At 43.0% G+C, this 12,705-nt stretch carries 10 protein-coding genes and 3 pseudogenes; 7 read left to right on the top strand and 6 right to left on the bottom strand.

Annotation, left to right across the window (positions count from 1 at the left end):
* Positions 1-27: 27 nt before the first annotated feature.
* Positions 28-789: a sortase-associated OmpA-like protein PdsO gene (gene pdsO / locus GQA99_RS02120; protein ID WP_160052215.1), complete on the bottom strand. Its 762-nt coding sequence runs from the start codon at positions 787-789 to the stop codon at positions 28-30.
* Positions 790-1,027: 238 nt separating this feature from the next.
* On the opposite strand from pdsO, the gene pdsR reads away from it, so the two are divergent.
* The 4 genes from pdsR (at position 1,028) to GQA99_RS02100 (ending at position 5,653) form a co-directional block, all read left to right on the top strand.
* Positions 1,028-1,717: a proteobacterial dedicated sortase system response regulator gene (gene pdsR / locus GQA99_RS02115; protein WP_160052214.1), complete on the top strand. Its 690-nt coding sequence runs from the start codon at positions 1,028-1,030 to the stop codon at positions 1,715-1,717.
* A gap of 3 nt (positions 1,718-1,720) precedes the next feature.
* On the top strand, positions 1,721-3,892 hold the full coding sequence (pdsS, locus tag GQA99_RS02110; protein ID WP_160052541.1) for a proteobacterial dedicated sortase system histidine kinase: 2,172 nt from the start codon (positions 1,721-1,723) through the stop codon (positions 3,890-3,892).
* A 114-nt stretch (positions 3,893-4,006) separates the two neighbouring features.
* Positions 4,007-5,197 (top strand): cystathionine beta-lyase, encoded by a 1,191-nt coding sequence (locus GQA99_RS02105; protein WP_160052213.1) that lies wholly within the window; start codon positions 4,007-4,009, stop codon positions 5,195-5,197.
* Between the two features lie 30 nt (positions 5,198-5,227).
* Positions 5,228-5,653, top strand: a complete 426-nt coding sequence (locus tag GQA99_RS02100; RefSeq protein ID WP_160052212.1) for a hypothetical protein — start codon at positions 5,228-5,230, stop codon at positions 5,651-5,653.
* Between the two features lie 87 nt (positions 5,654-5,740).
* Here the strand turns inward: GQA99_RS02100 and GQA99_RS02095 are convergent, their stop codons facing one another.
* The 3 genes from GQA99_RS02095 to trhO form a co-directional block, all read right to left on the bottom strand.
* Positions 5,741-6,253 carry a CreA family protein gene (locus tag GQA99_RS02095; protein WP_229785849.1) on the bottom strand — a complete coding sequence of 171 codons (513 nt, stop codon included), beginning with the start codon at positions 6,251-6,253 and terminating at the stop codon, positions 5,741-5,743.
* A gap of 14 nt (positions 6,254-6,267) precedes the next feature.
* Positions 6,268-7,674, bottom strand: a complete 1,407-nt coding sequence (yegD, locus tag GQA99_RS02090; protein WP_160052211.1) for a molecular chaperone — start codon at positions 7,672-7,674, stop codon at positions 6,268-6,270.
* Between the two features lie 240 nt (positions 7,675-7,914).
* Positions 7,915-8,931: an oxygen-dependent tRNA uridine(34) hydroxylase TrhO gene (gene trhO / locus GQA99_RS02085; RefSeq protein WP_160052210.1), complete on the bottom strand. Its 1,017-nt coding sequence runs from the start codon at positions 8,929-8,931 to the stop codon at positions 7,915-7,917.
* 217 nt (positions 8,932-9,148) lie between these two features.
* Between trhO and GQA99_RS02080 the strand changes: the two genes are divergently transcribed.
* Together GQA99_RS02080 and GQA99_RS02075 are read left to right on the top strand one after the other, a co-directional pair.
* Entirely contained in the window at positions 9,149-9,883 is a 735-nt protein-coding gene (locus tag GQA99_RS02080) for a glutathione S-transferase (protein ID WP_160052209.1), read from the top strand.
* 638 nt (positions 9,884-10,521) lie between these two features.
* A pseudogene (locus GQA99_RS02075) lies at positions 10,522-10,761 on the top strand (transposase family protein); the annotation flags it as partial.
* 221 nt (positions 10,762-10,982) lie between these two features.
* Here GQA99_RS02075 and GQA99_RS20770 read toward each other — a convergent pair.
* Together GQA99_RS20770 and GQA99_RS20765 are read right to left on the bottom strand one after the other, a co-directional pair.
* A pseudogene (locus GQA99_RS20770) lies at positions 10,983-11,102 on the bottom strand (transposase); the annotation flags it as partial.
* Positions 11,103-11,407: 305 nt separating this feature from the next.
* A pseudogene (locus GQA99_RS20765) lies at positions 11,408-11,527 on the bottom strand (transposase); the annotation flags it as partial.
* 678 nt (positions 11,528-12,205) lie between these two features.
* On the opposite strand from GQA99_RS20765, the gene GQA99_RS02060 reads away from it, so the two are divergent.
* Positions 12,206-12,705, top strand: a 500-nt coding sequence (locus GQA99_RS02060; RefSeq protein WP_160052208.1) for an ISAs1 family transposase, incomplete at its 3' end; no start/stop codon positions are given.

The following is a 12,705-nucleotide window of genomic DNA, read 5'->3' as shown; positions in this document are numbered from 1 at the left end:
TATAAAATAAAAATGAATAACAATCGATTAGTTTGCGGCTAGCTCGGCACCTGGAGACATTAACGTCAGGGTGACTCTGCGATCGAAAAAGTCATTTTCGTGGTTTTGCTCAGTATGTAATGGTGAGGTTGCACCATAAGCTCTGCCTTGCAGGCGTTGACTGTCGATACCCTGTAGGACCAGATATTGGGTCACTTCAGCTAAACGCTGCTCAGACAACGCCTGGTTATATTGGTCTGCACCTCGGCGGTCAGCATAGCCGGTTAAATCAATGGTCAGCTCAGGTGATAAGGTCATCATATAAGCCACATTATCTAACTGCTGTTTAAACAAAGGCTCTATTTGGCTCGAACCCGTTTTAAATTGCACATTCATGCCGATGGTCAATTCATTAAGCGTTTGTTGTTGATTGGCATTGAGTTCTGCAAGGTTCGTTTGTAACTGATAGTATTTTTCAGACACCTGCACTAACTCTTGTTGCTGCAAATCCATTGCGATGAGTTGCTGCTGCGTTTCGATTAATTCATGTTCTTGTTTTACCAGTTGTTGGTTTTTATCAGCAATCTCTGCTTCATCGCCTACCGTTTTACCAATCATGGTGCCAGTGAACGCTCCAATGATGGCGCCAACTGGGCCCGCGATGACCGCACCTAATAATATGCCTGAGCTTAGGCCAACTAATTCTTCTGTGTGCTCGCGCTCGTCTTGAGGTTCTGCCACAACAGCCCATGAAGTGTGAGGTAATAAAATTGCGCTAATAATAGTGGCGGCGATAAGTTGCTTTTTCATAATGAGTCCCTTTTAGCAATGATGTGTAAAGTGAAAGTCATTGGGTTAACGTGCAACCTCATAACTTTATGCCCTCATTAAACAAAATATAAATGGCTTTATTGGGGAGTAAAAATGGCAATGTGGCGATCAAATGTGGCAACAATATGGCAATTGGCTTTAGCGGCTTTTTTGGTGGATAAAATCCTGTATAGTCAGCAGGGTATTTATTTTTATCCCTATTAATTGAAGTCACGCCATGAAACGAATTGCCATTGTTGAAGATGAAGCGGCTATCCGCGAAAATTACAAAGATGTGCTGCAACAACAAGGTTATAGCGTCCAAGCCTATGCTAATCGCCCTGCGGCGATGTTGGCCTTTAATGCGCGCCTGCCCGATTTAGCCATTATTGATATTGGTCTTGAGCATGAAATAGACGGTGGCTTTACCTTGTGTCAGGCACTGCGCGCCATGTCGAGCAGCTTACCGATCATCTTTTTAACCGCGCGTGACAGTGATTTCGACACTGTTTGCGGCTTACGTTTAGGCGCCGATGATTACTTAACTAAAGATGTGAGTTTTCCGCATTTACTCGCACGGATTGCGGCATTATTTCGCCGTTCAGAGCTGATTGGCTCAAGCCCTGTAGAAGACAATCTACTCGAGCGCGGCCATTTAACCATTGATGGCAACCGCATTCAGGTGTACTGGAAAACCCAACCCATTGAACTTACCGTCACCGAATTTTGGATGGTCCATGCCATGGCCAAACACCCGGGGCATGTGCGCAGTCGTCAGGATTTAATGCAAGAAGCCAAGATTTATGTCGATGACAGTACAATTACCTCCCACGTAAAACGTATCCGTAAAAAGTTTATTGCCATCGATAATGAATTTGATTGTATCGACACGGTTTACGGCATGGGTTATCGCTGGGACAATATTTAATTGATGTACTTACCTTTAGGGCTACGAGCCAAAGTCGTTATCTTGTCACTCTTTTTACTCTGTCTCCCCTGGCTTGGGTACGAGTACGTATGGGAGATGGAAAAATACCTACGTCATGGTCAGGAAAAAACCCTTGAAGGCACAACACAAGCACTCGCAACCGCATTACACGAGCGCCCAAAACTGTTTGACAACCAGGCCAGTTTTTTAAATCAGGTTGAAAAAGGCCGCGACTTATATGCCTATCCCATTGCCGGCCCCATTCAACTAGACGGGAAATTAAGCGACTGGGACTTATACCAACATCGCACACTAAATTACGCCGATAACCACCTGATTTATCAACGTAATGAAGCCGAACCTATCAATATCAGCTTTACCCACATGGTGGGGAAATACGGCGGTTATTTGTATGGCTTTTTCCAGGTAAGAGACCCAGAAGTGGTGTTTCGTAGCCGTAAAAGTTTACGGGTCGACAGGAACGATCATTTAGTGATGGCCACGCAATCACCAGACGGCCAATTTCGACGCTACATTATTGCTAATACCAAAAGCGGTTGGCTCAGTGCATTTGAATTGCCAGCCGATCCGACACAATCAACCCCGGTAGAGCCTGAGTCGCGGATTCAGGGGCAATGGCTGCAAACAGACCAGGGTTACAATATAGAATTTAGATTACCCCTCACCATGGTGGGCAGTAAGTTGGGCTTTGCCATTCATAACGTTAACGATACCAATAATCGTCAATTGGTAAATGTGATTGGTACTTCTGCCACTGATTCTGTTGCCAGTTTAGGCACGGTACTCGTGCCCTCGCCTGAAATAGAAAGCATTATTAAAGGCATGAGCCACAACAGCTCACGTATTTGGGTGGTCGATAATCATGGCCGCGTATTAGCAAAATCGGGCGATATTCGCACCTCCTCTAACACCTGGGCAGACGACTTAGACGTGAGCCAGTCCAGCTCATTTTGGCAAGGTATTAAGCAAAACTATATATTGCCTTTGTACTACAAAATACTCACCCGGCCGCCACAAGATTTTATCGACTCACTGCAAGACTCAACCGAGCTTACGGGCAGCCACATTGAAAAAGCCTTAAGCGGTAAACAAGGCTCAACCTGGCGCTTAACCCCCGACAATAAAGCGGTAGTGTTAGCCGCAGCGAGCCCGATTTGGATTGACGATAAAGTGATGGGGGTAGTGATAGCCGAAGAAACCACTCATGGCATTCGCAGCTTGCGTAACCGCGCCCTTGAAAAACTGTTCAACGTTATTTTAACCATTATGAGCATGGGCACGCTGGCGCTGTTTATCTTTGCCTCGAGTATTTCTAGCCGTATACGCAGTTTGCGCGACCAAGCCGAACTGGCTATCGACAGCCAGGGCCGTGTACGCCAGCAAATTGAAGCCTCTAAAAATCGTGATGAAATTGGCGATTTGTCACGCAGTTTCTCGAGTATTGTCAGTCGTTTAGGACAATATACTCATTACCTGGAAAACATGTCGTCGCGCTTATCGCACGAGTTACGTACGCCAGTCGCTGTGGTGCGCAGCTCGCTTGAGCATTTAGGTTTGCAGCAACTTGACGAGCAATCGCAAAAGTACGTTAATCGCGCCCAGGAAGGGGTGAATCGCCTGCATTTAATCTTAAATAATTTAAGTGAAGCCACCCGATTAGAAGCCAGTTTAACTCAAGCAGAAAGCTGCCGATTCTCGCTTAAAAAAGTCATTAGCGGCTGCATGCAAGGTTATCAACTCACTTATCCTGAGCAATTGTTTACCGTCCACATTGAAGACAAAAACATGCAATGCCAGGGCGTACCGGAATACATCGCTCAGTTAATGGATAAGCTGATTAATAATGCGATTGAGTTCAGTGACAAAGGCACCGCCATCACGGTAAGCCTGACACAATACCAAAAGCAAGCCATCTTAAAAGTCAGTAATATCGGACCTTTGTTACCCAAAGACATGAACAGCCAAATTTTTGAGTCCATGGTGTCTATTCGTCCACAGGGCGTGAATGGCAAGCCCCATTTGGGCCTGGGTTTGTATATTGCGAGGTTAGTGACCGATTTTCATCATGGTAAAATTAAAGCCACTAACCTTTTAGACAATAACATCGAAGGCGTAGAAATTTGCCTTACATTACCTTTAGTTGATGAAAAATAGTCAAGCTTGTCAATTAGGCGCTTTTATTTACGCTTTTGGTGCTAGGATGACATTCAAATCTTATTTATTGATAGGCAAAGTCAGCGCTAATCGGCTGAATATGGAAGTGAACACATGAGCAAAAACGACAAATTAGCCACTCAAATCGTCAGTGTCGGTCGCGAGAAAAAATTCACCAAAGGTATTATTAACCCGCCAGTATTTAGAGCTTCAACCGTGGTTTTTGACACTATGGATGAGATGCGTTTTGCGATAAAAAACAAAACTAACGGCGAAATGTTTTATGGCCGCCGCGGCACGCCAACCCACTTCTCATTTCAACAAGCCATTAGTGAACTTGAAGGAGGTGTGGGCACTGCATTATACCCATCAGGGGCTGGCGCAATCAGTAGCGCATTATTATCATTCTTAAAAAGTGGCGACCATTTGCTCATGGTCGACACCGCCTATGAACCGACACGTGATTTATGCAATAAAATGCTCGCTGGATTTGGTATCGAAACCACTTATTATGACCCAATGATCGGTGAAGGCATTCGAGAACTTATTCGTCCTAACACCAAGGTGTTGTTTTTAGAATCGCCAGGTTCTATCACCATGGAAGTACAAGATGTACCAACATTAAGCCGCATCGCTCACGAGCACGACATGATTGTTATGCTCGATAATACCTGGGCATCACCGATTAACTCGCGCCCATTTGATATGGGGGTTGATGTATCGATTCAAGCCGCGACTAAGTACATTGTCGGCCATTCTGATGTGATGATGGGCACCGCAACCGCTAATGAAAAATGCTGGGATCAACTGCGCGAAAACAGTTATTTAATGGGGCAAACCACCTCACCAGACGACGTGTATTTAGCTGCCCGCGGCTTGCGTACCTTAGGGGTACGTATGGCGCAACATAATAAAAATGCCCTTAACGTGGCTAATTGGTTAGCAAGTCGACCAGAAGTCGACCATGTGCGTCACCCTGCCTTTGAAACCTGCCCAGGCCATGAGTTCTTTAAACGTGACTTTAGCAGCGGTAATGGCCTGTTTTCATTTGTATTAAAGCAAGGTGACTTAGCCTCTGTTACCGCATTTGTTGAAAACATGGCCCACTTTAAAATGGGTTTCTCATGGGGCGGTTTTGAAAGCTTGATTTTAGGCGTATTTGGCATTAATAATATCCGCACAGCAACCCAATGGGATAGCAGTAAACCGCTGATTAGATTGCACATCGGATTAGAAGATACCGATGACTTAATTGCCGATCTTGAAGCGGCTTTTGAACGTTACAATGCAGTGTTAAACAAGTAAGTTTTTTTTCAATCATTTAAAAGGACACAAATGAACTTCATCAGATTAGTGATACTCAGTTTATGCGTAGGCATAGCTTATTTCGCGTTAAGCATCGCAGCGATAGGACAGTCGGCTGCGGGCAATGTTTTTTGGTGGTTTAACATCAGTGGCTACCCCACCATCACCCATTTAGCTCAAAACTTTGTCGGGATCGGTTTGGTGGCGTTTATTCCTGCATTTGTGATTAAAAGCTATGAGCCAGGCAAACAATGGTTAACAATGACAGTGGTGGTTTTAGCGACCATTTTTTTACACGGTAATCTGAATTACATGCCGTGGGACCCGATGGGTATTGTCAGGTTTATTTTTAGCACTTTATTGTCCGGCGATATCGGCGCTACAATGATGTTTTTTTATATCACCTTATTGCCTGCATTGTGGCTATGGATATTAAAACGGGCGGCACGGGTATAACTCGCTAGCTCATCATAAAAAAAGGCAAATAACCTGAGCTCAGATTATTTGCCTTTTTTATTATGGGTTTACTTTTTTATTATGCATTTACTGTGTGGTTAATGGCTTTTGCCAGGCTGCAGTGCCGTATAGCGGCACGGTAGACAACGCATGTTTATGACTGCCGTTGGTTTCTTTGGTTGAGTATGATAAATACAATAACGTTTGATTTTCAGCATCAAAAATACGGCGCACTTTTAAGCTTTTAAATAAAATACTCAAAGATTCTTTAAACACCACCTCGCCATTTTTCGACTTATCAATATCGGCTAATTCAGCTTGGCTTATCGGGCCGGTTTGACGGCAACTGATGCTCATATCAGACGGGTCGGCTAAGTCTAAATTGGCCTCAATACGGCTAATATGACAAGTCACCCCTGGTATTTTAGGATCGTGTTTAGCATCAATAATCACATCTTTAGTGGTAAATAACCCTAAACTGACTTTACCCACATCATCACTACAGCCACTCAGTACTACACTGCCTAACAATGTGGCGAATAACAGTGATGCCGTTTTAGACGCAACCTTTGCAAACTTAAACCTTAATTGACTGTGCATATTATTGACTCTATTTAGTTAAATGCATATTGGGCACAACGGGTTAACCCTGCCGTTACCGAACCAAAGTGATCACCAACCACCACTTTTGCAGACGGATAAACACTGGCAATTTTTTGGTAAATCGCAGGGCTACGAGCTGTACCACCGGTAACATAAACAATATCAGGACTGCTTGGCAAAGCGCAATCTTGTTGTTGTGCCTGTGTAATCGCCGTGTTCATGGCTTGCTGCATTAACGCTTCAACTTTAGCTAATGGGTCGCTAATCGCTTGTTTAAACTGTTCAGCCGATAAAGTAACAAACAAACCTTTTTCAATAAAATCAAGCGAACACTGGGTGCTCTCTGCGTCAGATAAACTGATTTTTGCCGCTTCAGCCTGGCGCACCACTTGATAGCTCATTTGATTTTTTTGTACCGTTTGTAAGCGTTGTAGAAGTTGTGGTTGTTCAGCCTCTTTGATCATCGACTCAACCAATTTACGCGACGCTAAACTGACAAAATCACGTTGAGCACTAATGTCGTTCACCGACACCGCATTCCAAAATGGCGCTCTTGGCATAGGTTTACCGTTAGTCATTAAGGTATCTGCGCCAAAACTCGGCATTAGGCCTGTCATGGCCAGCGCGATATCTAAATCATTACCGCCAATACGTTGCCCAGAGTGGCCTAAACAGTCTTGAGTGCGATCGGTATTGTTACTGTGCGAAGGCCCCATCGTTACCACTGAGCAATCCGTTGTACCACCGCCCACATCGACCACCAATACGGTGTTATCGCTGTCTAGGGTTGACTCAAAATCCATCCCTGCGGCTAACGGCTCAAACAAGAATGTCACTTCAGTAAACCCTGCACGAGATGCCGCAAGGCGTAAAATGGTTTCAGCTTGCTGGTTACTGTCTTCGCCGCCTATGCCTTGAAAGTTGACCGGCCGGCCAATAACTGCATGGGTTGCTGGCGGCAACGACTTTTGCTGTAAGGCTTTATCTGCTAGTTTTTTAACGTGTTGCATCATTAAAGTGACGATATCTTCAAACAAGCCTATCTGATCTGGACGCAGGCCGTTAGCGCCTAAAAATGATTTTGGCGAACGGACATAAAATCCTTCTTCGGGCATTTCAAGGTATGCATCAATGGCGGCCTGGCCGACAAATACGGCTTGTTCATTGGGCATTAAGTCCAATTCATGGCGCATTTGCTTAGCGCGCATTAATTGCGAGCTACGAAGGTGAGAATATTCCGCTTTTAACGGCTCTGGTAAACCTTGATAAACCGCCTCGGCAATCAGCTCGCGGTCCATGGCGTATAAGGTTGAAGGCATAAAATCAGAATTGGCGGATAACGGCAGTAAGGTTACCGCATCGTCAATCATTACCCCTATTGCACAGTTAGCACTGCCATAATCAAATCCAACAAACATTGGCTTACCTTCAGTCGTCTAATCGAAAAAAGCGCTCAAAATAGCACACTTATGGCGCTTGCTAAACCATTTATACGGGTTTAATGTCTGCTTTGCTCAAATACTCTAAATAAATTTTAAATATGAAGCACTTACAATGCTGCGTTACATTCGCTATCTCTGGAATTTGGCATTCAACGAGCATACAAAAAGCCCAACCGTTACCGATTGGGCTCATTTTAAAATAAGGCCTAATAGGCGTTATTTTTTATTCACTTTCTCTTGCGCTTTACGCTGCGCTTCTTTTTGTTGACGACGAGCTTCAATCACTTGATTAACATCGCTACCAATGTGTGCTTCGCCGCGTTGCAACGCCAATTGCACCTGGCGTTCACGCTCAATAAAACGTTGACGCTGCTCTGCTGGAATTTTGTCAATACAATGCGGGCAACTCACACCTTGTACATAAGCTTCAGACAGTTTCTCTTCTTCGGTGATCGGCATACGACAAGCATTACATTGGTCATATTGGCCTTTCTCTAGGCTGTGATTAACCGCCACGCGATTATCAAACACAAAACACTCGCCTTCCCACAGGCTTTGCTCTTGTTCAACTTCTTCAAGATATTTTAAAATGCCGCCTTCAAGATGATACACCTCATCAAAGCCCTGCTCTTTTAAGTATGCGGTTGATTTTTCACAGCGAATACCACCAGTACAGAACATCGCCACTTTTTTGTGTTTCGCAGGATCTAAATTCTGTTTTACGTACTCAGGAAACTCACGAAAGGTTTCTGTTACAGGGTTAACGGCATTTTTAAAGGTACCAATTTTCACTTCGTAATCGTTACGCGTATCGACCAAAATGACATCTGGATCAGAAATCAGTGCATTCCAATCCTTAGGCTTAACATAAGTACCCACCACTTTACGTGGATCAATACCTTCAACACCCATAGTCACGATTTCTTTTTTAAGCTTCACTTTGGTGCGATAAAAAGGCATCTCAGTGTCAAACGACACTTTGGTAACGATATGATCTAACCCAGGTTGCGTATCTAACCAACCCAGTAAGTTATCGATACCTTGTTGTGTACTCGCCACAGTGCCGTTAATACCTTCCTGAGCCAATAACAAAGTCCCTTTCACTTCGTTTTGCTCCATTACTGACAATAATGGCTGACGGATCGACTCAAAATGAGGCAAAGCGACAAACTTATAAAGGGCACACACAACGACTTGAGTGGGTGATGTTTGGGCTAAATGAGTGTCTTGCATATAATAATAACTCCGCTGGCTGGAACTTAACTTCCAGTGCATATAAGGCTAACGCACCGTGCGCTAACTCAAAAAAACGGCGGAAAGTATACCCAAGTCACCATTAAAACACACTCAAAAATTCGATCTGCAAGTAAATTAGCCTTAAACTGTCGACCTCAGCGGGTGTCTTGGTTGTTTGGCACAAATGTTTTCTCATTTTTAGAAAAGTGACTTTATGAATTCAGCTATTTTGTACACGTTTCGTCGATGCCCCTATGCTATGCGCGCCCGAATAGGTTTACATTTAAGCACGTTAAACCCCATCGTGCGTGAAATCGAACTCAAAAATAAACCGCAAGAGATGCTCGCCGTATCAGCAAAAGGTACTGTGCCAGTGTTGATCACCGCTGAGCAGCAGGTGATAGCAGAAAGCATTGAAATAATGCAATTTGCCTTAACTCAACACCTAGACCCAAGCTCGCCCTGGTTAACGCCCGAGGCTTATCAAACATTACTTGATGAGTTACCAAAGCCACAAACACATGCGTTAATTAAAGCAAACGATCATGATTTTAAGCCCTGGTTAGATAAATACAAATACGCTGACAGGTTCCCTGAACACAGCCAAACCTGGTATCGCCAACAGGCAGAAATATTTTTGCAGTTATTAGAAGATAAATTAGCTCAACAAGCGTTTTTATGTGCAGATAGCCCAACTATGGCTGACTTTGCTATTTTTCCATTTATTCGCCAGTTTGCGAATGTTGAACCGATTTGGTTTAACGCTTTACCCTACCCCAATGTTTACCAATGGTTACAAAGCTTAGTGAACAGTTCACTCTTTTTGGCCGTAATGCATAAGTACGCATTGTGGTTACCTGAAAGAAGTATGATGCAGTTCAAACAATCACAACATCAACAAGTAAAAATCATACCTTTGTGTAAAAATGAAAAAATTATGAATATTTAATGGTTTACTGACTATTATTCTGTTTAATTTTGCAGTAAATTAGCAATGTAAGAATGAATTGCAGAGTTGAAAGCGGATCTTCGAATTTTTTACTGCAGAATTTTAATTTAAGCTTACACTTAATTAACGTCATTGCTGCAATGCAAAGGAACATGACATGAATAATATGGATATTACATTAGTCTTTATGCTTATCGCTTTAATGATATTGCACATTCACTTTTGCTATAGAGCCTTTACCTCGAAAGCACATATCAAAAATGCCCAACGCTTGTTGTGGTCCATGTTAAGCCTACTGATGGGCCCACTTGGTTACTACGTTTATCAAAATATCTTACCCCTCGAATTTTACGATTAGATTTGTTTTAGGGCATTGCTTTGGCGTTTAGCGTTTAACGAATAAACGAATAAACGAATAAACGTCTGATTGTTTCTTGTACCAATCCGCATGAATACATTACTGAACAAAGCTTGTTACCCACCTTATTGTCGTCCCGGCAGTGCTTTTTAGCCGGGATTGTTATCTTTATGACCAGGGTGAGATCGTGAACGTTTTTTGAGCTGATGATATTGACACACAATCTGTTTGACGCCTTGGCTTAGCTGTGATCTTATACTCTCTTTTAGGAGAGTAAACTATGTACCTTGAAGCCTTCACAACCTTTTTGAGTGAGCTTACCGACACTCGTCAATCGGCTAAAATCACTTACCCTCTCGAAGATATTTTATTTGTTACCTTGTGTGGCGTTATAGCAGGAGCCGAGGGCTGGAGCGAGATCCGTGATTACGCTGATGGTCATCTTGATTGGTTTCAACAGCATGGATATTTAAGTGATGGTGTCCCTGTCGATGACACCATCGCGAGGACCATCTCACGTAGGAATACTAGCCACCCATAATTTGTACAAGTAACTTAACTCGTTTTCATTGCTTTGGCGAGGGTTATACTTGATGTACTCAACTCATCAATTTATATCGATATGACTAAAATATTAACGTTAAATGAGTGGTTTACCTGTCATGTCCAGAATTCTGCACAACAGAACATCTTGATAGCAATCAAGTATAAGGAAATGGTAATTCGATTGGGGATGATGACTTAAGCGCACAGCCAACGCTGACAATTTGCAGCGCCTTGTCGTCGTTTTCGCTCTAAATGCTCACAGTATTCGGTTAACGCAGGTAATGCGCCGACAGCGCCTTTAAATAAGAAGGAAAAGTAGCCACCCATAGCAAGAAGGAAAAGTAGCCACCCATAATTTGTACAAGTAACTTAACTCGTTTTCATTGCTTTGGCGAGCGTAGGAATACTAGCCACCCATAATTTGTACAAGTAACTTAACTCGTTTTCATTGCTTTGGCGAGGGTTATACTTGATGTACTCAACTCATCAATTTATATCGATATGACTAAAATATTAACGTTAAATGAGTGGTTTACCTGTCATGTCCAGAATTCTGCACAACAGAACATCTTGATAGCAATCAAGTATAAGGAAATGGTAATTCGATTGGGGATGATGACTTAAGCGCACAGCCAACGCTGACAATTTGCAGCGCCTTGTCGTCGTTTTCGCTCTAAATGCTCACAGTATTCGGTTAACGCAGGTAATGCGCCGACAGCGCCTTTAAATAAGAAGGAAAAGTAGCCACCCATAGCAAGAAGGAAAAGTAGCCACCCATAGCAAGAAGGAAAAGTAGCCACCCATAATTTGTACAAGTAACTTAACTCGTTTTCATTGCTTTGGCGAGGGTTATGTTTGATGTACTCAACGACTTAATTTCAATCGATATGACTAGAATATTAACTTTAAATCGAGAAGGAAAAGTAGCCACCCATAATTTATACAAATAACATAACTCGTTTTCATGGTTTTGGCGAGGGTCACGAACTATGTGATCAACTCATCAATTTATATCGATATGACTAAAGTATTAACGTTAAATGATTGACTTACCTGTCATATCCAGAAATCTGCACAGCAGAAAAACCTGATAGCAATCAAGTATAAGGAAATGGTAATTCGATTGGGGTTTATGGCTTAAAGGAAAAGTAGCCACCCATAATTTGTACAAGTAACTTAACTCGTTTTCATTGCTTTGGCGAGGGTTATGTTTGATGTACTCAACGACTTAATTTCAATCGATATGACTAGAATATTAACTTTAAATCGAGAAGGAAAAGTAGCCACCCATAATTTATACAAATAACATAACTCAGGGTGAGATCGTGAACGTTTTTTGAGCTGATGAAATTGATACACAATCTGTTTGACGCCTTGGCTTAGCTGTGATCTTATACTCTCTTTTAGGAGAGTAAATTATGTACCTTGAAGCCTTCACAACCTTTTTCAGTGAGCTTACCGACACTCGTCAATCGGCTAAAATCACTTACCCTCTCGAAGATATTTTATTTGTTACCTTGTGTGGCGTTATCGCTGGAGCCGAGGGCTGGAGCGAGATCCGTGACTACGCTGCTGGTCATCTTGATTGGTTTCAACAGCATGGATATTTAAGTGATGGTGTCCCTGTCGATGACACCATCGCGAGGACCATCTCACGCATTGACCCCGAGCAATTTAGGCTGTGTTTCATAAAGTGGATGCAAGCCGTGCATGAAATAACGCAAGGTCAACTTATCGCGATAGACGGCAAGACATTAAGAGGCTCCTATCAACGTGGGAACCGACAATCAACAATTCATATGGTGAATGCGTTTGCATGTAAAAACAAACTCGTTCTTGGGCAAGTCAAGACCTCTGAAAAGTCCAATGAAATCACAGCAATCCCAGAGCTAATAAAGCTTCTGGATATTGAAGGTGC

Source organism: Shewanella litoralis, from assembly GCF_009828585.1.
GTDB classification, from domain to species: domain Bacteria; phylum Pseudomonadota; class Gammaproteobacteria; order Enterobacterales; family Shewanellaceae; genus Shewanella; species Shewanella litoralis.
Note: the sequence above shows the minus strand (reverse complement) of the source record. Positions and strands in the feature narration are given on the sequence as shown.